Below are 24,032 nucleotides of genomic sequence, written 5' to 3'. Positions count from 1 at the left end.
CCATGTCCGACGACGAGAAGACCCCGGCACGCGAGGTCATCGCCGACTACGCGCAAGCGCACTTCCGGTACTTCCGCACCGCCGACGGGACCGTGTTCGCCCAGAAGAACGGGCACCCTGTGGCCCGTCCGATCCGCTCACAAGGCACCTCGGGCAGCCACCGGCAGGAACTCATGGTCGGCCTCTTCCACGACGGACACGGCGTGTTCAACGGGACCGCCCTCAAGGAAGCGCTGGACTTGATCGAAGCACTGGCGATGAATCAGGACGTACAGCCCGTTCACATCCGCGTCGCACCGGGATTCGACGGTGCGACGTGGCTTGACCTGGGGCGCAGCGACGGGCAGTCCGTCCGTATCCACCCAACTGGCTGGGACATCCTCACCCCCGACCCGCAGGAGGTGTGCTGGCGGCGCACCCAGCTCACCGGGGAACTGCCCCTGCCGGCCAAGGACACCGACGGCAAGGGCATCGACCTGCTGATGAGGCTGTGCAACTTCGCCACCGCAGAGACCGAGTGCCTGGCCATTGCCTGGCTGATCGGCTGCCTCGGTCCGTCCGTGCCCGTCCCCGCCCCCTTCCTCACCGGCCCACAAGGTGCGGGCAAGTCCACCGGCGGGCGGATGCTCGTGAGGATCATCGAGGGAATGAGCGGCGACCTGCGTCGCGCCCCGAAGGACGAGGAGAACCTGATCGCGGCCGTGGCCGCCGGATGGGTCACCGCCCTGGACAACCTCTCTCACCTGGCCCCGGACCTGTCCGACCTCATGTGCTGCATCGTCACCGGGGCCGAGACCATCAAACGCGCCCTGTACACCGACGGCGACGTCGTCCGCGCCCGCTACCGCCGCCCCCTGCTCCTGACCGGCATCGACGTCGGCGTCATCCGACCCGACCTCGCCGAACGCCTCCTTCCACTCCGCCTCGAACGCCCCCGCGTCCGGCGCACCGAGGCCGAACTGTGGGCGGAGTTCGAAGAGGCGCTGCCCGTCGTCCTCGGGTCTCTCCTGGATCTCACCGTCAAGGTCCGGGCCTCCGAGGCCGACATCCCCACCGATCTACGTATGGCCGACTTCGCGCACCTGTGCGCGCAGTTCGACGCGGCGACCTGCCTCGGAGCGCTCAACGCCTACCGGGCCAGTTTGGACGACCTCAACGACGACGTCATCGAGGGCGATCTCCTCGCGCAGACCGTGCTCAAGCACGCCTCCGGCCTCACGGCCGGCGTGGAGACGCGGATGACGTCCTCCGAGTGGCTGCACTGCCTCACCGGCCTGTACACCGGGGACGACTGCCGTCCCCTGCCCAAGGGCTGGCCCACTACGGGCAAAGTCCTTTCCGACCGCCTCAAGCGCCTCCAACCGACCCTCGCCGCCCGGGGCGTACTGATCGACTGGGGCCGCACCAAAGAGGGCCGCTACATCGAGATGACCCGACGCCCGACCCCGCCGCCACACCAGCAAGAGCCGATGCTCTGACCGGCGAACCGCAGCCGCCTGGACAAACAAGAGGAGCACCACCCCGCGCCACGTGCGGGGTGCTCCTCTTGCTGTTCGGCGGCAACGCCGCCGCCCGATGGTCGCGCCGCGAAGCGGCTCCTTCTTCACGCCTAGAGGCGCGCACTACAACAGACACTCCCCATTCTCTTTTCCTAAGAGAAGAGACGCTGCGTCACCTGCGTCACCCAAGGACTGAAAACGGACCCTCACCTGCCGCTACAGCGGTGACGCAGGACTGCCGTAGCTGCGTCACCCCGCGTCACCTGTGTCACCCGGTGACAAAAGCCAGCGTCACCAGGTGACGCACCCCAAATCCTCTGCGTCACTCAAAACCGCAGGTCAGACGCGCAAATGACGCAGATGACGCGGTGACGCAGAATCCCGCACCTCGGACACATGCGAACTCAAGAGAAGCCCCCGAAGCCAACAGCAGTGTGACTCAACTCCCGAGGACCTCATGAGCCGAACCCGTCCAGCTCAACCGGACCCCCGCGCCACCCTCCGCAGCGGCCTGCCCGACCGGTATCTCACCCCCGATGACATCGCCGAGATGTTCGGGGTGCCGCTCGAGACCGTCTACCAGTGGCGCAGGAAGCGCACCGGCCCACCCGGCTTTCGCATCGGCAAGCACGTGCGCTACGACCCTGCCGAAGTACGGGCCTACGTCACGCAGCGCAAGAACGTCGACCGCGTAGCGGCTTGACGCAACCTCACACACCGCCAGGGGCGACCGCTGTCCGGTCGCCCCTGGTTCATGCTGAGAAAGGGGTACCGCCTCAGATGGCAGGTCACATCCAAGACCGCTGGTACAAGACCGAGACCGGCGTCAACGGCAAGACTGTCCGCGTCAAGAGCGACCGCCACGGCACGGGCATGCGCTACCGCGCTCGGTACGTCGGCCCCGACGGCACCGAGAAGTCGAAGAGCTTTCCGGATGGACAGAAGCGCCTCGCCGAGAAGTGGCTGTCCGGGATCGAGGCCGACATGACGCGCGGGCAGTACATCGATCCGCGCGCCGGCCGTCTCACCGTGCGGCAGCACGCCGAACGGTGGCTGGCCTCACTCACCATGGATCCTGCCACCTTCGTGAGCACCGAGCAGCGCATTCGACTGCACGTCCTACCGCATCTGGGTACCCGCTCGCTCGACTCGCTGAGGCCGATCCACGTCCGTGAGTGGCTGCGGAAGCTCCAGGACGGGGGACTGGCTGCCTCCTATCAGCGCGTCATCTTCGCGAACTTCAACGCGATGTTGTCGGCGGCTGTTGACGATCGTCTGATCCCGCACAACCCGTGCCGTTCGTCGTCCGTGAAGGCGCCCAAGGTGGAACCTCGCCGGATCGTGCCGTGGCAGCCTGAACGCGTACTCGCGGTGCGCTCGGCACTGCCAGAGCGCTACCGGGCCATGGTGGACCTGGCGGGCGGGTGCGGCATGCGACAGGGCGAAGTGCTGGGCCTCGCCGCTGACGACGTCGACTTCGCCGCGGGCGTGGTTCACGTTGTCCGACAGGTCAAGCTCATTGCCGGACGGAAGGTGTTCGCGCTGCCCAAGGGCGGCAAGACGCGCACCGTCCCGTTGCCTGAGAGCGTCGCGCAGTCGCTTGAGCATCACATCGCGCAGCACCCTCCCACGGGTGTGTCTCTGCCGTGGCGGTTGGTCGACGGCTCTTCGGTCACCGCATCCGTGCTCTTCCGCAATATCGAGGGACGGGCGGTGAACCGCGTGGTCTTCACCTGTGCGGTCTGGCGTCCCGCTCTCGACACGGTCGGGGTGCCGCGTGGGCGGGAGAACGGCATGCACGCGCTGAGGCACTTCTACGCGTCGGTGCTGCTGGACGCGGGGGAGAGCATCAAGGCCCTGTCGGAGTACCTGGGACACCACGATCCCGGCTTCACACTGCGGACTTACACTCACCTGATGCCGAGCAGCGAGAAGCGCACGCGGGAGGCCGTCAACCGCGCGTTCGAAGACGGTCCGAAGAGCGATGACGGCCCCACGACGGCCCAGGGAGCATGAGAGAGGGAAAAGCATGCAGGTCAAGCCGCAAGCGGGGTCAGAACTTGATGTGCAGACACTGCAGCGACGGCTCGCCGCGTTCGCGGCCGAACGGGACTGGGAGCAGTACCACACCCCGAAGAACCTGGCGGCGGCGCTGAGCGTCGAGGCATCCGAACTGGTCGAGATCTTCCAGTGGTTGACGCCCGAGCAGTCGGCACGGGTGATGGAGGAGCCCGAGACGGCGCATCGGGTGGCGGACGAAGTCGCGGACGTGCTCGCGTATCTGCTGCAGTTCTGCGAGGTGCTGGGCATCGATGCGCTGGCGGCGCTGGCGCAGAAAATCGACCGAAACGAGGCGCGCTTCCCGGTTACGGAGCGGCCGGATTCCCAAGATCGTCACTCTTCGGAGTAATCGACTTATCCACAATCGACTTCCTGTCCACAGATTTCCGAAATCCCCTGGCCTTTCGGTGCCACTCCCCTCACTGTGGGTAATGGATGAGGTGAGCGGGTCTTTGTACGGACGGGGGCAATGTATGGAAGCGGAGCGGCTCATAGGAGTAAGTCGGCGAGCTCTGGCGCAGAGCCGGGGCACGCCGTCCATCATGGCGGAGGCCTGGCAGGCCCAGGCTCTGGCCCAGGCGATCGGCGACCGGCTGGCGGCGAGCGGACCGAAGGAGTTGCGCGGCGAGGCGCGAGGACTCGCTGAGATCGGAGGGAGGGGCAGTGGGGCGCCGGATCATCCGGTGGTGCGGGCCGGTGTGGCACGGGCTGCCCAGCTCTCCGAGGTCGCCGATCCGCGCGCGACTTTGACCGGTCTCGGCGCGCTGCTCGGGGAAGTGGGGATGGCTCTCGTCGCGGTGGCCTGCGACACCGACGAGGAGAGTCTCTACTGGCAGTGCATAGAGGCGATCGATGCCGCGGACGAGTCGCTGGACCGGGTGCACGGGATGCTCCGGCGCCTTGCGGAGCAGGACCGGGAGCGGAAGCACGATCTGGAGCGGGGGAGTGGGGGGGACGGCCCGCGGGGTGCGGTCCGCGGAGCGGCAGGCTCGGCGGCGGGTCAGCCGTGACCGCCCCCGCGGGGACACCTGACCGCACCTGACCGACCGTGCGCGGATCCGCCGCCGGGCCGCACACACAGTGGGAGGAGGGACGACCGGCGTTCGGAGGTGCAGGATGGATCCATGGATCTTCGAATCTTCACGGAGCCCCAGCAAGGGGCGAGCTACGACACTCTGCTCACTGTCGCCAAGGCTGCCGAGGACCTCGGCTTCAATGCCTTCTACCGTTCCGACCATTACCTCCACATGGGGGCGGGGAACGGGCTGCCCGGCCCGACCGACGCCTGGATCACCCTGGCCGGGCTGGCGCGCGAGACCAAGCGGATCCGGCTCGGCACGCTGATGACCGCGGGGACCTTCCGGCTCCCCGGTGTCCTCGCGATCCAGGTCGCCCAGGTCGACCAGATGTCCGGGGGCCGGGTCGAACTCGGCCTGGGCGCGGGCTGGTTCGAGGAGGAGCACAAGGCGTACGGCATCCCGTTCCCCAAGGAGAAGTTCGGTCGGCTGGAGGAGCAGCTGGCGATCATCACCGGACTCTGGGCGACCGGCGTCGGCGAGAAGTTCAACTACGACGGCAGCTACTACCAGCTCACCGACTCGCCCGCGCTGCCCAAGCCGGCCCAGGCAAAGGTGCCGATTCTGATCGGCGGTCACGGTGCGACGCGTACACCGCGGCTCGCCGCGCTGTACGCGGACGAGTTCAACATCCCGTTCGCCTCGCTGGAGGACAGTGAGAAGCAGTTCGGACGGGTCAAGGAAGCTGCGACGGCGGCCGGGCGCGGCGCGGACGACCTGGTGTACTCCAACGCCCTGGTGGTCTGTGTCGGCAAGGACGACGCCGAGGTGGCCCGCCGTGCGTCGGTCATCGGCCGCGATGTGGAGGAGCTGAAGGCGAACGGACTTGCGGGCTCGCCCGCCGAAGTGGTCGACAAGATCGGCCGGTACAGCGAGATCGGGTCGTCGCGGATCTACCTCCAGGTCCTCGACCTGGACGATCTGGAGCACCTGGAGCTGATCTCCTCGCAGGTCCAGTCCCAGCTGAACTGAGCCGGTCCCGACCGAGGTGGACACCCGACCGAGGTGGACACCGGACCGGTGAACAAGAGCAGGTGAACACGAGTCGCCGAGAGGAGCACCTGTGCAACCCGACCGCCCGCTGGCCGCCGCGCTCGCCGAGTCCACGGTCCTGCTGGACGGAGGCCTCTCCAACCAGTTGGAGGCGCAGGGCTGCGATCTGTCCGACGAGCTGTGGTCGGCCCGGCTGCTGCTCGACGAGGACCGGCAGATCGAGGCCGCGCACCGGGCCTATGTGCGGGCGGGTGCGCAGGTGCTCATCACCTCGGGCTATCAGGCGACGTTCGAGGGGTTCGCGCGGCGGGGGATCGGCCGGGACCGGGCGGCGAGGCTCTTCGCCCGCAGCGTGGAGCTGGCCCGGCGGGCCGGTGGCGGGACGGACCGGGAGATCTGGGTCGCCGCCTCGGTCGGCCCGTACGGGGCGATGCTCGCGGACGGCAGCGAGTACCGCGGGCGGTACGGCCTCTCGGTGCGGGAGCTGGAGCGCTTCCACCGGCCCCGGATCGAGGTGCTGGCCGCCGCCGGACCCGATGTGCTGGCACTGGAGACGGTGCCGGACGTCGATGAGGCGGAGGCACTGCTGCGGGCGGTCGAGGGGTGCGGGCTGCCCGTCTGGCTCTCGTACAGCGTGGCGGGGGACCGGACCCGGGCCGGGCAGCCCCTGGAGACGGCCTTCGGGCTCGCCGCCGGGCACGAGCGCGTGGTGGCTGTGGGGGTGAACTGCTGCGATCCGACCGATGCCGACCGTGCGGTGGAGACGGCGGCCGGGGTGACCGGGAAGCCGGTCGTCGTGTACCCGAACAGCGGTGAGCGGTGGGACGCCGAGGGCCGGGCGTGGGCCGGGGGAGCCACCTTCGATCCGGGCCGGGTGCGGGGCTGGCAGGCGGCAGGCGCCCGGCTGGTCGGCGGCTGCTGCCGGGTCGGCCCCGGTCCGATCGCGAAACTGGCCGAGATCCTGGAGGCAGAACGGACGGGACGGACAGGACAGACAGGAGGGACAGCAGGGGCAGGAAGGCCAGGAGGAACACCGGAACCGTAGACATCAACAAAATGCCTGGTGGGGGGCGAGTGCACCGGACCATACTCGGACGTGTGTTCCTGACAATCAGCACGACCGGCACGCCGGAGCGCCCAGCCACCGACCTCGGCTTTCTGCTGCACAAGCACCCCGAGAAGGCGCAGCAGTTCTCCACATCCCACGGCACCGCCCATGTCTTCTACCCCGAGGCATCGGCCGAGCGCTGTACGGCCGCGCTGTTGCTGGAGGTGGATCCGGTGGCGCTGGTGCGGCGCGGCAAGGGAAAGGGCCGGGGCGGCGCCCCCGACGCGGCGCTCGCGCAGTACGTGAACGACCGCCCGTACGCGGCGTCCTCACTGCTCTCCGTCGCGATGAGCACCGTCTTCAAGTCCGCTCTGAACGGTGTGTGCCGGGCCCGGCCCGAGCGCGCGGCGGATCCCATGCCGCTCAGGATCGAGGTGCCCGTGCTCCCGGCGCGCGGCGGACCTGAGCTCGTCTCGAAGCTCCTCGGGCCGCTCGGCTGGGCGAGCGTGGACGCCGTGGCCGTACCGCTGGACGAGCAGTTCCCGGAGTGGGGCGACTCGCGGTACGTACGGCTCGTGCTGGAGGGCGAGTTGCGGCTTGCCGACGCGCTGCGGCAGCTGTACGTGCTGCTGCCGGTGCTCGACGACGCCAAGCACTACTGGGTCGCGCCCGACGAGGTGGACAAGCTGCTGCGGGCCGGTGACGGCTGGCTGGCCGACCACCCCGAGCAGAAGCTGATCACCAGCCGCTATCTGTCCCGGCGCTGGGGGCTGACCCGGCAGGCGATGGAACGGCTCGAGCTGGTGCGGCTCGCCGAGCTGGACGACCTCGCGGTGGAGAGCGTCGACAACGCGGTGGACGAGACGACGGACACCGAGGAGAAGCCGGTGCCGCTCGCGGAGCAGCGGCGCACGGCGATCCTGGAGGCGCTGCGCGCCGCCGGGGCGAGCCGGGTGCTCGACCTGGGCTGCGGACAGGGTCAGTTGATCCAGGCGCTGCTGAGGGACGTGCGCTTCACGGAGATCGTCGGTGTCGATGTCTCGATGCGCGCTCTCACCATCGCCTCGCGCCGCCTCAAGCTCGACCGGATGGGGGAGCGGCAGGCCGACCGCGTCACGCTGCGGCAGGGCTCGCTCACGTATACCGACAAGCGGCTGGCCGGCTATGACGCGGCGGTGCTCAGCGAGGTCATAGAGCACCTCGACCTGCCGAGGCTGCCGGCGCTGGAGTACGCGGTGTTCGGTTCGGCCCGGCCGCAGACGGTGCTCGTGACGACACCCAACGTCGAGTACAACGTCCGCTGGGAGAGCCTCCCGGCCGGGCATGTGCGCCACGGCGACCACCGCTTCGAGTGGACCAGGGCGGAGTTCCGGGCCTGGGCGCAGGAGGTGGCGCAGCGGCACGGATACGGAGTCGACTTCGTGCCGGTGGGGCCCGACGACCCCGAGGTGGGGCCGCCCACACAGCTGGCCGTGTTCACGAGGACCGCCGAGGACGACACGAAGAAGAAGGAGGCGAAGGCAGCATGACCGACAACGACACCGGCAACGACACCGAGAAGCGCACCGGCGCGCACCGCACGCTGCCGGTGACCGACCTCTCCCTCGTCGTTCTCGTCGGGGCCAGCGGCTCCGGCAAGTCCACCTTCGCGCGCAGGCACTTCAAGCCCACCGAGATCATCTCGTCGGACTTCTGCCGCGGCCTCGTCGCCGACGACGAGAACGATCAGAGCGCCAGCGGCGACGCCTTCGACGTGCTGCACTACATCGTGGGCAAGCGGCTCGCCGCCGGGCGGCTGACCGTCGTCGACGCCACCAACGTCCAGGCCGAGAGCCGCAAGCAGCTGGTGCAGCTGGCCCGCAGCCACGACGTGCTGCCGATCGCGATCGTGCTCGACCTGCCCGAAGAGATCTGCCAGGCGCGTAACGCCGTCCGCCCGGACCGCGCCGACATGCCCCGTCATGTCGTCCAGCGCCACCGTCGCGAGCTGCGGCGTTCGCTGCGCGGCCTGGAGCGCGAGGGCTTCCGCAAGGTGCACGTCCTGCACACCGAGGAAGAGGCCGAGCACGCCGAAGTGGTGCTCGAGCGCCGCTACAACGACCTCCGTCATCTCACCGGCCCGTTCGACATCATCGGCGACATCCACGGCTGCAGCTCCGAGCTGGAGTCCCTGCTCGGCAAGCTCGGTTATGTCGACGGCGCGCACCCCGAAGGGCGTACGGCGGTCTTCGTCGGCGACCTCGTCGACCGCGGCCCCGACAGCCCCGGTGTGCTGCGCCGCGTGATGTCCATGGTGTCCGCGGGCAACGCCCTGTGCGTGCCGGGTAACCACGAGAACAAGCTCGGGCGCTATCTCAAGGGCCGCAAGGTCCAGCACACCCATGGACTCGCCGAGACCATCGAGCAGTTGGACCGGGAGGACGCGCAGGACCCGGCCTTCCGCGAGCAGGTGCGGGAGTTCATCGACGGGCTCGTCAGCCACTACGTGCTGGACGGCGGCAAGCTGGTCGTCTGCCACGCCGGGCTGCCCGAGAAGTACCACGGGCGCACCTCCGGACGGGTCCGCTCGCACGCGCTGTACGGGGACACCACCGGCGAGACCGACGAGTTCGGCCTGCCCGTCCGCTACCCGTGGGCGGAGGAGTACCGCGGCCGCGCAGCCGTGGTCTACGGCCACACCCCCGTGCCCAGCACCTCCTGGGTCAACAACACCCTCTGCCTGGACACCGGTGCGGTCTTCGGCGGGAAGATGACCGCGCTGCGCTGGCCCGAGCGCGAACTCGTCGACGTACCGGCCGAGAAGGTCTGGTACGAGCCCGCCAAGCCGCTGACCACCGAGGCACCCGGGGGCCGGGAGGGCCGCCCGCTGGACCTCGCCGATGTGCAGGGCCGCCGGATCGTGGAGACCCGGTACCTGGGCCGGATCTCGGTGCGCGAGGAGAACGCCGCGGCGGCGCTCGAAGTCATGAGCCGGTTCGCCGTCGACCCGCGGCTGCTCGGCTACTTGCCGCCGACCATGGCGCCGACCGCCACATCCCGGGAGGAAGGCTTCCTGGAGCACCCGGCCGAGGCGTTCGCCCAGTACCGGGCGGACGGCGTCGCCACGGTCGTGTGCGAGGAGAAGCACATGGGCTCGCGCGCGGTGGCCCTGGTCTGCCGCGACGCGGAAGCGGCCCGGGAGCGGTTCGGGGTAGAGGGCCCGACCGGGGCGCTGCACACCCGTACCGGACGGCCGTTCCTGGACGACGTCGCCCTGACCGAGGTGATCCTCGGCAGGCTGCGCACGGCTGTCACCGCCGCCGGACTCTGGGACGAGTGGGACACCGACTGGGTGCTGCTCGACGCCGAGCTGATGCCCTGGTCCCTCAAGGCCGGAGGCCTGCTGCGCTCGCAGTACGCGGCGGTCGGCGCCGCGTCCGGTGCCGTCCTCCCCGGGGCCAACGCGGCGCTGGCGGCAGCGGCGCGCCGCGGTGTCGACGTCGCCGACCTGGCTGCGCGTCAGCAGGACCGGACGGCCGACGCGGCGGCGTTCACCGACGCCTACCGTCGCTACTGCTGGTCCACCGAGGGCCTCGACGGGGTGCGGATCGCCCCGTTCCAGATCCTCGCCGTGCGGGGCCGCTCGCTGGCCTCCGTACCGCATGACGAGCAGCTTGCCTGGCTCGACCGGCTGGTGGAGCACGACCCCACCGGCCTGCTCCAGGTCACCCGGCGGCTCGTCGTCGACACGGGCGACGAGGCATCGGTCCGCGCCGGTATCGACTGGTGGCTGGAGATGACCGGCCGCGGCGGCGAAGGCATGGTCGTCAAACCGCTCGGGGCGCTCGTCCGGGACGCGAAGGGCAGGCTGGCCCAGCCGGGCATCAAGGTGCGCGGCCGGGAGTACCTGCGGATCATCTACGGCCCCGAGTACACGCGTCCGGAAAATCTGGAGCGGCTGCGCTCCCGGTTCCTCGGCCACAAGCGGTCGTTGGCGCTCCGTGAGTACGCCCTGGGACTGGAGGCGCTGGACCGGCTTGCCGACGGGGAGCCGCTGTGGCGGGTCCACGAGGCGGTGTTCGCGGTGCTCGCCCTGGAGTCGGAGCCCGTCGACCCGCGGCTCTGATCCCGAAGACGAAGAGACAGGTGGTGATTCGCCGGGTGAACGGCGCTCCGCGCGGTGAGGATGGAGGCATGGGATTCCATGTCGACTCCGAGGCCGGGCGGCTGCGCCGCGTCATAGTGCACCGCCCCGATCTCGAACTGAAGCGGCTCACCCCCAGCAACAAGGACGCGCTCCTTTTCGACGACGTGCTGTGGGTGCGCCGCGCCCGGCAGGAGCACGACGGCTTCGCGGACGTCCTGCGCGACCGCGGGGTGGAGGTGCATCTCTTCGGCGATCTGCTCCGTGAGTCCCTGGACATTCCGGTGGCCAAACGGCTGGTGCTGGACCGGGTCTTCGACGAGAAGGAGTACGGCCCGCTCGCCACCGAACATCTGCGGGCCGCCTTCGAGGAGCTGTCCACCGACGAGCTGGCGGACGCGCTGGTCGGCGGGATGACGAAGCGGGAGTTCCTGGAGCGGCACAGTGAGCCGACCTCCGTCCGCTTCCATGTCATGGACCTGGACGACTTCCTGCTCGGTCCGCTGCCCAACCATCTCTTCACCCGGGACACCTCGGCCTGGATCTACGACGGGGTGTCCATCAACGCGATGCGCTGGCCGGCCCGGCAGCGCGAGACGGTCCACTTCGAGGCGATCTACCGCCACCACCCCCTCTTCACCGGCGCCGAGGCCGGGGCCTTCCACCACTGGTCGGAGGGGCAGGACGACTATCCGTCCACCATCGAGGGCGGCGATGTCCTGGTCATCGGTCAGGGCGCCGTCCTCATCGGGATGAGCGAGCGCACCACGCCGCAGGCGGTCGAGATGCTGGCGCGCGGACTGTTCGATGCCGGTTCCGCCCGGACGATCGTGGCGCTCGACATGCCCAAACGCCGGGCGTTCATGCACCTCGACACGGTGATGACGATGATCGACGGCGATACGTTCACCCAGTACGCGGGGCTCGGCATGCTCCGCTCGTACACCATCGAGCCCGGTGGCGGACCGCGGGATCTGAAGGTCACCGACCATCCCCCGGAGCACATGCACCGGGCCATCGCGGCGGCGCTCGGCCTGGACTCGATCCGGGTGCTCACGGCCACCCAGGACGTGCACGCGGCGGAGCGCGAGCAGTGGGACGACGGCTGCAATGTGCTGGCCGTCGAGCCGGGTGTCGTCATCGCCTACGAGCGCAACGCCACCACCAACACGTATCTGCGCAAGGAAGGTATCGAGGTCATAGAGATCCGCGGCAGCGAACTGGGCCGGGGCCGGGGCGGCCCTCGCTGCATGAGCTGTCCGGTGGTCCGTGACCCCGTGTAGCCGGGGTGCGGCACCCGTACGGAAAGCGCGGGGGATCGTACCGATGCACCGCGGACCGCACGACACGCAGGACAGGGACTGTATAGCGATGCGTTGTCTCGTATAGACTTCCAGGAACTGTACGCGCGACCCTCGCCCGACCCAGGAGCAGCCACCATGGCGATAGACCTCGCAGGCCGCCACTTCCTCAAGGAGCTGGACTTCACGGCCGAGGAGTTCCGCGGCCTGATCGACCTGGCCGCCGAGCTCAAGGCGGCCAAGAAGTCGGGCACCGAGGTGCAGCGGCTGCGCGGTCGGAACATCGCGCTGATCTTCGAGAAGACCTCGACCCGCACCCGTTGCGCCTTCGAGGTCGCCGCCGCCGACCAGGGTGCCTCCACGACGTATCTCGACCCCACGGGCTCCCAGATGGGTCACAAGGAGTCGGTGAAGGACACTGCCCGGGTACTCGGCCGGATGTTCGACGGCATCGAGTACCGCGGTGACAGCCAGGCGACCGTCGAGGAGCTGGCGGCGTACGGCGGGGTGCCCGTCTTCAACGGGCTCACCGACGACTGGCACCCCACCCAGATGCTCGCCGACGTCCTCACGATGACCGAGCACAGCGACAAGCCGCTGGAGCGGATCGCCTTCGCCTACCTCGGCGACGCCCGTTTCAACATGGGTAACTCGTACCTGGTCACGGGCGCGTTGCTGGGCATGGACGTCCGGATCGTCGCCCCGAAGTCCTACTGGCCGGCCGAGGAGATCGTCGCGCAGGCCCGTCGGCTCGCCGAATCCAGCGGTGCGACCGTCACTCTCACCGAGGACATCGCCGCGGGTGTCCGGGGTGCCGACTTCGTCGCCACCGACGTCTGGGTCTCCATGGGAGAGCTCAAGGAGGTCTGGGACGAGCGCATCGCGGCCCTCGCGCCGTACGCCGTCACCATGGACGTCCTGAAGGCCACGGGCAACGCCGACGTGAAGTTCCTGCACTGCCTCCCGGCCTTCCACGACCTCGGCACCAAGGTCGGTCGCGAGATCCACGACAGCCACGGTCTGACCGAGCTGGAAGTCACCGACGAGGTCTTCGAGTCCGCGCACTCGGTCGTCTTCGACGAGGCCGAGAACCGGATGCACACGATCAAGGCCGTCCTGGTGGCGACCCTGGCCGGTGCCTGACCCGGCACGGCCGGGGGCGGCGCTGGGTATTGCATGATCATGCACCGAATTGGGTGAACATGCGAAGAAGTGGCTACCATGGTTCCACTTGGTGGGGTTCGAGCTCGCACGCTCGAACCCCATTTTTTGTGCCGTCCCCCCGCAGGGCCGGAGGACCGGAGCCCCCCACCCGCTCCATCCGCACGAGCCCCCCACATGCTCCACCAGAGAAGAGATCGCCCCGTGAGTCCGCTCCGCCCGCCGAGCCTGTCGCCCCGGCCCGGCCTGCGCATCAAGAGCCCCCACCAGCTGGTCGCCGAATCCGGCGCCGACCTGGAGGGGCACGGCCTCAAGCGCACCATGGGGCTGTTCCAGCTCGTGTGCTTCGGTGTAGGGGCCATCGTCGGCACCGGCATCTTCGTCGGACTCTCCGACAGCGTCGCCGAGGCCGGCCCCGCGGTCGTCCTCTCCTTCGTTCTCGCCGCGATCACCTGCATCTTCACCGCGTTCTCCTTCGCCGAGCTGGGGGGCGCGATCCCGGTCTCCGGCAGCTCGTACTCCTTCGCCTACGCCACCCTCGGTGAGCGCATCGCGTTCCTCGTCGGCTGGTGTCTGCTGCTCGAGTACGGCGTCTCGGTCTCCGCGGTCGCGGTCGGCTGGAGCCAGTACGTCAATGAGTTGCTGAACAGCCTCGTCGGCTGGCACCTGCCCGCCGCCCTGTCCGCCGGGCCCGGCGATGGCGGCGTGATCAATCTCCCCGCCATCGTGGTGATCATGATGGCCGCCACCCTGCTGGTGCGTGGCATCCGGGAGAGCGCGGGCGCCACGGCCGCGATGGCAGTCCTCAAGATCGGCATTCTGATCGCCTTCTGCGCCATCGCGTTCACCGCGTTCGAGGCCGGTAATCTCACGCCGTTCGCCACCCATGGCCCGGCCGGGGTCACCGCCGGTGCCTCGCTGGCGTTCTTCTCGTACATCGGCTTCGACGCGATCACCACCGCGGGCGAAGAGGTCAAGAACCCCCGGCGGAACATCCCGATCGCGATCCTGATCTGCATCGGGGTCGCCACTCTGCTCTACTGCGCGGTCGCCCTCACGGCCATCGGCGCACTCGGCGCGGACGCCGTATCCGACAAGCCGGCCGCGCTCTCGCTGATCGTCGACCAGGTCACCGGATCGACCGTCGGTGGCGGCATCATCGCGTTCGGCGCGGTGGTCGCCATCGCGTCGGTCGTGCTCGCGGTGATGTACGGGCAGACCCGCATCCTGATGTCGATGTCCCGCGACGGCCTGGTCCCGCGGGTCTTCGAACGTGTCTCGCCGCGGACGGCGACGCCTGTCGCCAACACCTGGATCGTGGCCGTCGTCTTCGCCGTGCCGGCGGCCTTCGCGTCCCTCGACGTGGTGGTGAATCTGACGACCATCGGCACGCTCGGCATCATGGTGGCGGTCAATATCGCAGTGATCGCGTTGCGCCGCAGCAACCCGGGGCTGAAGCGCTCCTTCCGGGTGCCGCTCTACCCGCTCAGCCCGATCCTGGGCGTCCTCTTCTGCCTGTATCTGATGTACGGGACGGGCTGGGCGACCTGGGTGCAGTTCGCCGTGTTCCTGGTGGCAGGCGCGGCGGTGTACGCCGGCTACAGCCGGAGCCGGTCGCGACTGGCAGGCGCGGATCAGGACTGAGAGGCGCCAAGAGGTACCGGGGGGCGGCGCCGATCGGCGCCGAAGGTGGGTAAGGAGCGCCGAGAAGCGCTCTTTACCGACGGTGCTGATGCGGCAGCGTGAACCACACGGCCTTGCCGTGCTCCGTCGTGCGATGACCGCAGGACGAGCTGAGCGTACGGATCAGCAGCAGGCCACGGCCGTGCTCCTGCCAGGGGTCCGGCTCGCTGCCGGGCCGGGGCCGCGAGAGGTCGCCCGGCGGGGCCGGGTCGCGGTCGTGGACCTCCACCTGGCAGCCGGTCTCCAGAAGCTCCACCACCAGCTCGACGGGCTCGTCGCCGCCGGTGTGCTTCACGGCGTTGGCGACCAGTTCCGCGGTGAGGAGCTCGGCCGTGTCGGTGGTGTCGGCCGGTGTGTCGATGTCCGCCAGCGCCGTACGGATCAGGGTGCGGGCGATCGGCACTGCGGCCGTGGAGTGCGGCAGCGCGATACGCCAGGAGGCGGGCATCGGTCCATCGGGCGGCAAGGCGGGGGTTCCATTCCGGAGGCACGGCTGTCCGGAGCTCGAGTTTCTGGAGCTCAAGACTTCTTCCTTTCAACCTTACGAAGCGCAACGACACAGACAAGGGACTGCGGTCCGGTCGGAAAGGGACGTTCGCCACATATTCCGATAGCGTCTATCGCGTAGTCGTGACGGAAGTCACGTAAGGGTGATAACTTCGAGAGCAGGTAGCAGCCCGACGGCTGAAGGGGATCACCCTCCATGAGCCCGTTTCCCAGCTCCGCCCGCCGTACCGATGACTGGCGCCATCTGCGGCTGACGACGGACGACGGCGTCGCCACCGTCACCCTGGCCCGCCCCGAGAAGCTCAACGCGCTCACCTTCGGCGCCTACGCCGACCTGCGCGACCTCCTCGCCGAGCTGTCCCGCGAGCGCTCGGTGCGCGCTCTCGTGCTGGCCGGTGAGGGGCGCGGCTTCTGCTCCGGCGGCGATGTCGACGAGATCATCGGTGCCACGCTCGCGATGGACACCGCGCAGCTGCTCGACTTCAACCGGATGACCGGGCAGGTCGTGCGGGCGCTGCGTGAGTGCCCCTTCCCCGTCATCGCCGCGGTGCACGGCGTCGCCGCGGGCGCCGGCGCGGTCCTCGCGCTGGCCGCCGACTTCCGTGTCGCCGACCCGTCCGCCCGGTTCGCCTTCCTCTTCACCCGGGTCGGGCTCTCCGGCGGCGACATGGGAGCGGCCTATCTGCTGCCGCGCGTCGTCGGCCTGGGCCATGCCACCCGGCTGCTGATGCTCGGCGAGCCGGTCCGCGCGCCCGAGGCGGAACGGATCGGGCTGATCAGCGAGCTGGCCGGGGAGGGGCAGGCGGACGCCCGCGCCGCGGAGCTCGCCCGCCGCCTCGCCGAAGGCCCCGCCCTCGCCCTCGCCCAGACCAAGGCGCTGCTCACCGCCGAACTCGACATGCCGCTCGCCGCCGCGGTGGAGATGGACGCCGCCACCCAGGCCCTGCTGATGCACGGCGACGACTACGCCGAGTTCCACGCCGCGTTCACGGAGAAGCGCCGGCCGAAATGGCAAGGCAGGTAGCGCCATGGCATCCGACACGAGGCGGATCGCGGTCATCGGCGGTGGCCCCGGTGGCCTGTACGCCGCGGCCCTCCTCAAGCGCCTGGACCCCGAGCGCTCCGTCACCGTCTGGGAGCGCAACGCCCCCGACGACACATTCGGCTTCGGCGTCGTCCTCTCCGACGAGACGCTCGGCGGCATCGAACATGCCGACCCCGTGGTGTACCGGGCCCTCCAGGCCGAATTCGTACGGTGGGACGACATCGACATCGTCCACCGCGGCCGGACCCAGACGTCCGGCGGCCACGGCTTCGCGGCGCTGGGCCGCCGCCGGCTGCTGGAGATCCTGCACAAGCGCTGCGCCTCCCTCGGGGTACGGCTCCGCTTCCGTGCGGAGGCCCCGTCCGTCGCCGAGCTCGCCGCGACGCACGACCTGGTGATCGCGGCCGACGGGGTGCACAGCACCACCCGCGAGACGTATGCCGACACCTTCCGGCCCACCGTCACCACCCACCGCAACCGCTACATCTGGCTCGCCGCGGACTTCGCGTTCGACGCTTTCCGCTTCGAGATCGCCGAGACCGAACACGGCGTGATGCAGCTGCACGCCTACCCCTTCTCGGCCGATGCCTCCACCGCCATCGTCGAGATGCGCGAGGAGGTCTGGCGCGCGGCCGGTTTCGACGCCATGGACACCGCAGCATCGACGGAACGCTGCGGCAAGATCTTCGCCGACGCCCTCGGCGGCCGCCCGCTGCGCTCCAACAACTCCTCCTGGCTCACCTTCCGTACCGTCGTCAATGCCCACTGGTCGCACGGCAACACGGTTCTCATCGGCGACGCAGCCCACACCGCCCACTTCTCCATCGGCTCCGGCACCAAGCTCGCCGTCGAGGACGCCCTGGCGCTCACCGCCTGTATCGAGGAGCAGCCGGACCTGCCCGCAGCCCTCGCCGCGTACGAGGCCGAGCGGCGGCCCGTCGTCGCCTCCACCCAGCGCGCCGCCGCAGCGAGCCTGCGCTGGTTCGAGGAGCTGGGTACGTACGTCGACCAGGCGCCCCGCCAGTTCGCCTTCAACCTGCTGACCCGCAGCCGCCGCGTCACCCACGACAACCTGCGGCTGCGCGACGCCGGCTTCACCGCCGCCGTCGAGGAGGAGTTCGGCTGCGCCCCCGGCACCCCGCCGATGTTCACCCCGCTGCGGCTGCGCGGCCTGGAACTCCGCAACCGCGTCGTCGTCTCCCCGATGGACATGTACTCGGCCGTCGACGGCGTCCCCGGCGACCTCCACCTCGTCCACCTGGGCGCCCGCGCCCTCGGCGGCGCCGGGCTCGTCATGACAGAGATGGTGTGCGTCAGCGCCGAGGGCCGGATCACCCCCGGGTGCACAGGCCTCTACACCCCCGAACAGGCCGCCGCCTGGACCCGGATCACCGACTTCGTCCATACCTCCGCCCCCGGCACGGCGATCGGCATCCAGCTCGGCCACTCCGGTCGCAAGGGCTCCACCAAGCTGATGTGGGAGGGCATCGACCAGCCCCTCGACGAGGGCAACTGGCCGCTGTCCGCCGCCTCCCCGATCCCGTACCGGGAAAGCGTCAACCAGGTCCCGCACGCGCTGGACCGGGCCGGGCTCGACGTGATCCGCAACCAGTTCGCCGCAGCGGCCCGGCACGCCGCCACCTGCGACTTCGACCTGCTCGAACTCCACTGCGCCCACGGCTATCTGCTCTCCGGGTTCCTCTCCCCGCTCACCAACCACCGCACCGACATCTACGGCGGACCGCTGTCGAACCGACTCCGCTTCCCTCTCGAAGTCTTCGACGCGGTCCGCGCCCGGTGGCCCGAGGACCGGCCCATGACCGTCCGCATCTCCGCCACGGACTGGGCCGACGGCGGCACGACGGCCGAGGACGCCGTCGAGATCGCCCGCGCGTTCGTCGCGCACGGCGCCGACGCCATCGACGTCTCCACCGGCCAGGTCGTTCCGGACGAAGACCCCGAGTACGGCCGCTCGTACCAGACCCCGTTCGCCGACCGGATCCGCAACACCCTGGTCGTGCCCGTCATCGCGGTCGGTGCGATCTCCTCCTGGGACGACGTCAACTCACTGCTGCTGGCAGGGCGCGCCGACCTGTGCGCCCTGGCCCGCCCGCATCTGTACGATCCGCACTGGACCCTGCACGCGGCGGCCGACCAGGGCTACGGCGGACCGGGCGCGCCCTGGCCGCTTCCGTACCGCGCGGGCAGCCGTACACCGCCGACCGGCCGCACGGACGCACCGAAGCCGCGGCTCACCCTGGGGTGAGCGCCGGACACCCGTGGCACAGACGGAGAACGGGGTGTGCTCCCTCACCCGTCCGCGCTGATCAACAGCCGGTCCGAGACCGGCCGGTAGCCGATGCGCCGGTAGACCCCGTTGCTCGTCGGGTTCGCGAGATCCGTGAACAGCAGCACCTCCTGCGCGCCCGCCTTCCGCGCCGCCCGGCTGACCTCGGCCGTCACCGCCGCCGCGTACCCGTGGCCCCGGTGCTCCGGCGGGGTGTACACGGCCGTCACCCGCACCGCGCCCGCGATCCGCGGGGAGACACCCGCCATCGACACCGGGACCCCGCCGGTCTCCCAGAGCGTCAGACCGCCGGACGCCGTCCGCTCGTCCACCATCCGCTCGGCGTGGGTGTCCGGCTGGCCGACGTCCGCGGCGAACGCGCGATGCCAGGCCACCAGCAGGGTCCGGTCGGCGGCCGCGGCGGACCTGGGGCGGCCCGACGGCGCGGGGGAAGGCGGGACCAACTCGCCCAGACGGTACAGCCGTTGCACCTGCTCGACCCGGTGGCCGGGCCAGCCGGCGGCCAGCGCCTCGGCGGTGGCCCGGTCCGCGTTGACGGCGGTCAGCGGGAGCGCGGCGGCCAGCGGACCGACCGCCTCCGGGGCGACGACGCCGAGCAGCGGCCGGTACGGCGGGGTCTGCACCAGGGCCCCCGCGACCTCGCCGTCCGGCCCGCGCCACCAGCCCAGCACCGGGGCGTCCTCGCCGTACGCATGCGGGCCGCTGCTGCGCAGGGTCGCGGTGATGGTCAGTACGAGATTGTTCTCGGCGGGCCGGGTCGCCAGCCACGCACCGGCGGTGTCCAGGAACACATCGACGTCGTCAGTGAAGGTCCAGGTCATGGTTCATGATGACCAGTCGGGACCGTGCTGTGCACACGTTTTACGAGCCGCCCGGCCCGCATCGGACGAACTCCGCCCCCGTGTCCCGCAACCGGGCGTGCAACAGCCCGAACACCTCCGCCGCCCGTCCCCCCGGCCAGTCCTTCGGCAGCAGCTCCTCCGGCAGCCCCGGATCGGCGTACGGCAGCCGTCGCCAGGAGTCCAGGGCGGTCAGATAGTCCCGGTAGGCTGCCTCCGCGTCCGGCTCGCCGGTGCGCGACTCCCAGGACCGCAGCACCGGTTCGTGCTGGGCCAGGAAGTCCAGGTGGAGCCGGGCGATGGCCTCCAGGTCCCACCAGCGTGCCACCGACTCCCGCGTCGCGGCGAAGCCGAGGTGCTCCCCACGGAACAGGTCCACGTACGGGGCGAGTTCCAGCCGCTCCAGGGTGTGCCGGGTCTCGTCGTACAGTGCGGCGGGTGCGATCCAGACCCCTGGCGCGGCCGTGCCGAAGCCCAGCCGGGAGAGCCGGGAGCGCAGCAGGTGCCGCTTGTGCCGTTCCGCTTCCGGTACGGAGAAGACGGCGAGCACCCAGCCGTCCCGCAGCGGTGGTGACGGATGTGCGTAGATCCGGCGGTCGCCGTCGTCCAGCAGCTGGCGGGCGTCCTGCGACAGCACGTATCCGGCCCCGCCGCTCGCGGTCCGCGCCGGTTCGAGCAGCCCGCGCCGCTTCAGCCGGGAGACGGAGGAGCGCACCGACGGGGCATCGACACCGACGGCGTTCAGCAGCCGGATCAGCTCGGCCACCGGCAGCGGTGTGTTGCCGGGGGTGCGACCGTACGCACCGTAGAGGGTGACGATCAGGGATCGGGGGGTGTGCAGGTCGGCCACGTGATCACTCTAGGGCCTGGCTCCGGTCCGCCTCGGTACGCAGCCGGAACCGCTGCAGCTTGCCCGTGGCGGTCCGGGGGAGAGCGGGCAGGAACTCGATGACGCGCGGGCACTTGTGCGGCGCCAGTTCGCCCTTCATGTAGGTGCGCAGGTCGTCGGCCGACGGTGCGGTGCCTTCGCGAGCCACTACGTACGCCACCACGACCTGGCCACGCAGCTCGTCCGGCCGGCCGACCACCGCGGCCTCCGCGACCTGGGGATGGCGCAGCAGGGCGTCCTCGACCTCGGGGCCCGCGATGTTGTAGCCGGAGGAGATGATCATGTCGTCGGCGCGGGCGACGTAGTGGAAGTAGCCGTCGCTGTCGCGGGTGTACGTGTCGCCGGTGAGGTTCCAGCCGTGCTGTACGTACTCCGTCTGGCGTGCGTCGGCGAGATAGCGGCATCCCGTCGGGCCGCGTACGGCGAGCAGCCCCGGCTCCCCGTCGGGCACCGTGCGGCCGTCCCGGTCCAGCACGCGCGCCTGCCAGCCGGGCACGACAACCCCCGTGGTGCCGGGGCGGATAGCGTCGTCGGCGGCGGAGATGAAGATGTGCAGCAGTTCGGTGGCGCCAATGCCGTTGATGATGCGCAGACCGGTCCGCTCGTACCAGGACTGCCAGGTCGCCGCGGGCAGGTTCTCGCCCGCCGAGACGCAGCGGCGCAGCGCGGACAGATCGTGCTCGCCGAGATGGTCGAGCATCACGCGGTACGCGGTCGGGGCGGTGAACAGGACCGAGACGCGGTGGGCGGCCAGTGCGGGCAGCAGCTGCCTCGGGCCGGCCTGTTCCAGCAGCAGCGCCGAACCGCCGGCCCGCAGCGGGAAGACCACCAGGCCGCCGAGCCCGAAGGTGAAGCCGAGCGGCGGACTGCCCGCGAACACATCCTCGGGGCCCGGCCGCAGGACGTGGCGCGAGAAGGTGTCGGCGATGGCCAGCAGATCGCGGTGGAAGTGCATACAGCCCTTGGGGTGCCCGGTGGTGCCCGAGGTGAACGCGATCAGCGCGACATCGTCCGCGGCGGTGTCCACGGCCCGGTACGGCCCCGGCCGGCGTGCGGCCAGCCGCAGCAGATCGTCCTCCCCGTCCCCTCCGTACGCAGTGATCCGCAGACCCGGCACCTGAGCCTTCACCAGATCGTCGACCGACCGGACATCGCAGAGCGCATGGCCGACCCGGGCGATCGAACAGATGGTGGCGAGCTCCTGGGATCGCTGCTGCGCCAGTACGGTCACGGCGATCGCGCCCGCCTTCAGCACGGCGAGCCAGCAGGCGGCCAAATGGGGGGTGGTGGGGCCGCGCAGCAGGACCCGGTTACCGGGGACGACCCCCAGATCGGAGGTCAGGACGTGGGCGATCCGGTCCACCCGGTCCTGGAGCTCCCCGTAGCTCCACGTCGGGCCATCAGGGGTACGGAAGGCGGGACGGTCGGGTCCGAGACGGGCGACCGTGGTGTCGAGTAGTTCGGCGGCGCAGTTCAACCGGTCCGGATAGTCCAGCTCGGGAAGGCCGAAGACCAGTTCCGGCCACTGGTCCTGGGGTGGCAGTTGCTCTCTGGCAAAGCTGTCGATGTGCGCTGAGGTCTTCGGGTCCATAACGGATCGCCCCCTTGTCGCCCTTGGAGCGTATCGTTTGAATGACGGTAGTCAATACTTCGCGATACGATCCAGGAGAGGCGCCGGTATGTCGGCATTCTCGCTCGATCCGTCACAGACCGCCTGGTGCGAGGAGCTGCGCGCCCTGGCCGAGCAGCAGTTGCGCCCCCTCGCAGAGAAGGGCGAACCAGGTCACGTCAACCGCCCGCTCGTCGCCGCCCTCGGTGAACTGGGCCTGCTCGACCGGCTGTTCTCCTCCGGAGCCCTCGACCTCTGTCTGCTGCGCGAGTCCCTGGCCCGCGGCTGCACGGAGGCCGAGACCGCGCTGGCCCTGCAAGGACTCGGCGCGTACCCATTGGTCCAGGCGGGTACCTCGGCCCACCGTGAACGCTGGCTCCCCGAAGTCCGCGCGGGCCGCGCGGTCGCCGCCTTCGCGCTCAGCGAGCCCGGCGCCGGCTCCGACGCTGCGGCCCTCGCCCTCAGCGCGGCGCACGCCCCGGACGGCTGGCGGCTGACCGGCGAGAAATGCTGGATCTCCAACGCCCCCGAGGCCGACTTCTACACCGTCTTCGCCCGGACGACGCCCGGCGCCGGAGCCCGCGGCGTCACCGCGTTCCTGGTGCCCGCCGACCGCCCGGGGCTGACCGGCACAGCGCTCGACATGCTCTCCCCGCACCCGATCGGGGCGCTCACCTTCGACGGGGTGCCGGTCACCCCCGACGACGTACTCGGCGAACCCGACCGCGGCTTCCGGGTCGCCATGAACACCCTCAACCTGTTCCGCCCGAGCGTCGGTGCCTTCGCCGTCGGCATGGCCCGCGCCGCCCTCGACGTGACCCTGGCCCACACCGCGCAGCGCACCGCGTTCGGAGGCCCGCTCAAGGATCTGCAGGCCGTCTCGCACCAGGTCGCTGAGATGGCCACCCGCACCGAGGCCGCCCGGCTCCTGGTGTACGCGGCCGCGGCGGCGTACGACGCGGGGGAACCGGGGGTACCGCGCAGAGCGGCGATGGCGAAGCTGTACGCCACGGAGGCGGCGCAGTACGTCGTCGACGCCGCCGTCCAGCTGCACGGCGCCCGCGCACTGCGCCGCGGCCATCTGCTCGAACACCTCTACCGGGAGGTGCGCGCCCCACGGATCTACGAGGGCGCCAGCGAGGTCCAGCGCACGATCATCGCCAAGGAGCTGTACGCGACGGCGGCGCAGCCGACCATGCAGCCGGAGCCGTCCGGGAATCAGGAGCCGTCCGCATGAGTCCGATCCACCGCATCAATCCCGCCGAGCTGTCCCCGCCCACAGGCTTCTCGCACGCCGTCACGGCCACCGGCGGTCAACTGGTCTTCCTGGCCGGGCAGACCGCCCTCGACCGGAACGGCAAGGTCATCGGCGACACACTGCCCGAACAGTTCACGACGGCCCTCACCAATCTGCTCACCGCACTGCGCGCGGCCGGTGGCTCCCCGGCCGATCTGGCCCGGGTCACCGTCTATGCCACCGATGTCGCCGACTACCGCACCCATGCCCCCGAACTCGGCCGGATCTGGCGGCGGTTGGCGGGCCGCGACTACCCGGCGATGGCGGTCGTCGGGGCGGCCCGGCTCTGGGACGAACAGGCTCTCGTCGAGCTCGACGGGATGGCCGTACTGCCGTGAGGAGACCGGGCGGGCGTGATCCCGCCGGATACATCGGTTCGTCAGTGATCGGGGTGAGCCGCGCCTCGGCGTCCTTGCCGGCGGCGCCGCTCACCGACCCTGGGCCTCGGGCTGACGCGGCACCGTCACCCGCCAGTTGGTGAAGCCCGTGTGCTGGGGAACGTGACGGTCGCCGGACAGCCGCGTCCGCAGCGGTGTCCCGCATCTGCGCGGCGCGCCGTACGGGTGATAGCAGGCGGGGGATATATCTCTATT

The 24,032-nt window shown here is 70.3% G+C and carries 20 protein-coding genes; 16 read left to right on the top strand and 4 right to left on the bottom strand.

Features of this window, described 5'->3' with window-relative positions; all coding sequences use genetic code 11:
* Window positions 1-2 precede the first annotated feature (2 nt).
* The 12 genes from ACWCP8_RS22655 (at window position 3) to ACWCP8_RS22600 (ending at window position 14,906) form a co-directional block, all read left to right on the top strand.
* Window positions 3-1,478, top strand: a complete 1,476-nt coding sequence (locus tag ACWCP8_RS22655; RefSeq protein ID WP_451117733.1) for an ATP-binding protein — start codon at window positions 3-5, stop codon at window positions 1,476-1,478.
* A 478-nt stretch (window positions 1,479-1,956) separates the two neighbouring features.
* Window positions 1,957-2,202 (top strand): helix-turn-helix domain-containing protein, encoded by a 246-nt coding sequence (locus ACWCP8_RS22650; RefSeq protein WP_451117731.1) that lies wholly within the window; start codon window positions 1,957-1,959, stop codon window positions 2,200-2,202.
* A gap of 77 nt (window positions 2,203-2,279) precedes the next feature.
* Window positions 2,280-3,515 carry a tyrosine-type recombinase/integrase gene (locus ACWCP8_RS22645; protein ID WP_451117729.1) on the top strand — a complete coding sequence of 412 codons (1,236 nt, stop codon included), beginning with the start codon at window positions 2,280-2,282 and terminating at the stop codon, window positions 3,513-3,515.
* A 13-nt stretch (window positions 3,516-3,528) separates the two neighbouring features.
* Window positions 3,529-3,909 carry a nucleotide pyrophosphohydrolase gene (locus ACWCP8_RS22640; RefSeq protein ID WP_451117727.1) on the top strand — a complete coding sequence of 127 codons (381 nt, stop codon included), beginning with the start codon at window positions 3,529-3,531 and terminating at the stop codon, window positions 3,907-3,909.
* A 124-nt stretch (window positions 3,910-4,033) separates the two neighbouring features.
* Window positions 4,034-4,570: a DUF6099 family protein gene (locus tag ACWCP8_RS22635; protein ID WP_451117725.1), complete on the top strand. Its 537-nt coding sequence runs from the start codon at window positions 4,034-4,036 to the stop codon at window positions 4,568-4,570.
* Between the two features lie 114 nt (window positions 4,571-4,684).
* Complete coding sequence (locus ACWCP8_RS22630; RefSeq protein WP_352269157.1) at window positions 4,685-5,608, top strand: LLM class F420-dependent oxidoreductase; 924 nt, start codon at window positions 4,685-4,687, stop codon at window positions 5,606-5,608.
* Between the two features lie 91 nt (window positions 5,609-5,699).
* On the top strand, window positions 5,700-6,674 hold the full coding sequence (mmuM, locus tag ACWCP8_RS22625; protein ID WP_451117723.1) for a homocysteine S-methyltransferase: 975 nt from the start codon (window positions 5,700-5,702) through the stop codon (window positions 6,672-6,674).
* Between the two features lie 53 nt (window positions 6,675-6,727).
* Entirely contained in the window at window positions 6,728-8,206 is a 1,479-nt protein-coding gene (locus tag ACWCP8_RS22620; RefSeq protein WP_352269160.1) for a 3' terminal RNA ribose 2'-O-methyltransferase Hen1, read from the top strand.
* The gene (locus tag ACWCP8_RS22615) at window positions 8,203-10,782 is read left to right on the top strand and encodes a polynucleotide kinase-phosphatase (protein ID WP_352269162.1); all 2,580 of its coding nucleotides are present in this window, start codon (window positions 8,203-8,205) and stop codon (window positions 10,780-10,782) included. Before ACWCP8_RS22620 ends, ACWCP8_RS22615 begins: the two co-directional genes overlap by 4 nt.
* A gap of 68 nt (window positions 10,783-10,850) precedes the next feature.
* On the top strand, window positions 10,851-12,083 hold the full coding sequence (locus ACWCP8_RS22610) for an arginine deiminase (protein WP_352269163.1): 1,233 nt from the start codon (window positions 10,851-10,853) through the stop codon (window positions 12,081-12,083).
* A gap of 156 nt (window positions 12,084-12,239) precedes the next feature.
* Window positions 12,240-13,244, top strand: a complete 1,005-nt coding sequence (gene argF, locus ACWCP8_RS22605) for an ornithine carbamoyltransferase (RefSeq protein ID WP_352269164.1) — start codon at window positions 12,240-12,242, stop codon at window positions 13,242-13,244.
* A gap of 195 nt (window positions 13,245-13,439) precedes the next feature.
* Window positions 13,440-14,906: an amino acid permease gene (locus tag ACWCP8_RS22600; RefSeq protein WP_352269166.1), complete on the top strand. Its 1,467-nt coding sequence runs from the start codon at window positions 13,440-13,442 to the stop codon at window positions 14,904-14,906.
* Window positions 14,907-14,979: 73 nt separating this feature from the next.
* On the opposite strand, the gene ACWCP8_RS22595 is transcribed toward ACWCP8_RS22600, so the two are convergent.
* A complete protein-coding gene (locus ACWCP8_RS22595; protein ID WP_330246739.1) occupies window positions 14,980-15,411 on the bottom strand; it encodes an ATP-binding protein in 432 nt (143 codons plus the stop codon).
* A 237-nt stretch (window positions 15,412-15,648) separates the two neighbouring features.
* Between ACWCP8_RS22595 and ACWCP8_RS22590 the strand changes: the two genes are divergently transcribed.
* A complete protein-coding gene (locus ACWCP8_RS22590; protein ID WP_352269167.1) occupies window positions 15,649-16,476 on the top strand; it encodes an enoyl-CoA hydratase family protein in 828 nt (275 codons plus the stop codon).
* Between the two features lie 4 nt (window positions 16,477-16,480).
* Window positions 16,481-18,763 carry a bifunctional salicylyl-CoA 5-hydroxylase/oxidoreductase gene (locus ACWCP8_RS22585; protein WP_451117719.1) on the top strand — a complete coding sequence of 761 codons (2,283 nt, stop codon included), beginning with the start codon at window positions 16,481-16,483 and terminating at the stop codon, window positions 18,761-18,763.
* A 44-nt stretch (window positions 18,764-18,807) separates the two neighbouring features.
* Here the strand turns inward: ACWCP8_RS22585 and ACWCP8_RS22580 are convergent, their stop codons facing one another.
* Genes ACWCP8_RS22580 through ACWCP8_RS22570 form a run of 3 tightly spaced genes read right to left on the bottom strand, consistent with a single transcriptional unit; the run spans window position 18,808 to window position 22,124 of the window.
* Entirely contained in the window at window positions 18,808-19,626 is an 819-nt protein-coding gene (locus ACWCP8_RS22580; protein ID WP_451117717.1) for a GNAT family N-acetyltransferase, read from the bottom strand.
* A 40-nt stretch (window positions 19,627-19,666) separates the two neighbouring features.
* A complete protein-coding gene (locus tag ACWCP8_RS22575) occupies window positions 19,667-20,494 on the bottom strand; it encodes a PaaX family transcriptional regulator (protein ID WP_451117715.1) in 828 nt (275 codons plus the stop codon).
* A gap of 4 nt (window positions 20,495-20,498) precedes the next feature.
* Window positions 20,499-22,124, bottom strand: a complete 1,626-nt coding sequence (locus tag ACWCP8_RS22570; RefSeq protein ID WP_352269172.1) for an AMP-binding protein — start codon at window positions 22,122-22,124, stop codon at window positions 20,499-20,501.
* Window positions 22,125-22,212: 88 nt separating this feature from the next.
* Between ACWCP8_RS22570 and ACWCP8_RS22565 the strand changes: the two genes are divergently transcribed.
* Both ACWCP8_RS22565 and ACWCP8_RS22560 read left to right on the top strand, forming a co-directional pair.
* Complete coding sequence (locus ACWCP8_RS22565; protein ID WP_451117713.1) at window positions 22,213-23,379, top strand: acyl-CoA dehydrogenase family protein; 1,167 nt, start codon at window positions 22,213-22,215, stop codon at window positions 23,377-23,379.
* The gene (locus ACWCP8_RS22560) at window positions 23,376-23,777 is read left to right on the top strand and encodes a RidA family protein (protein WP_352269175.1); all 402 of its coding nucleotides are present in this window, start codon (window positions 23,376-23,378) and stop codon (window positions 23,775-23,777) included. The genes ACWCP8_RS22565 and ACWCP8_RS22560 overlap by 4 nt, the downstream gene beginning before the upstream one ends.
* Window positions 23,778-24,032 lie beyond the last annotated feature (255 nt).

Source organism: Streptomyces sp. NPDC002206, from assembly GCF_053593595.1.
Note: the sequence above shows the minus strand (reverse complement) of the source record. Positions and strands in the feature narration are given on the sequence as shown.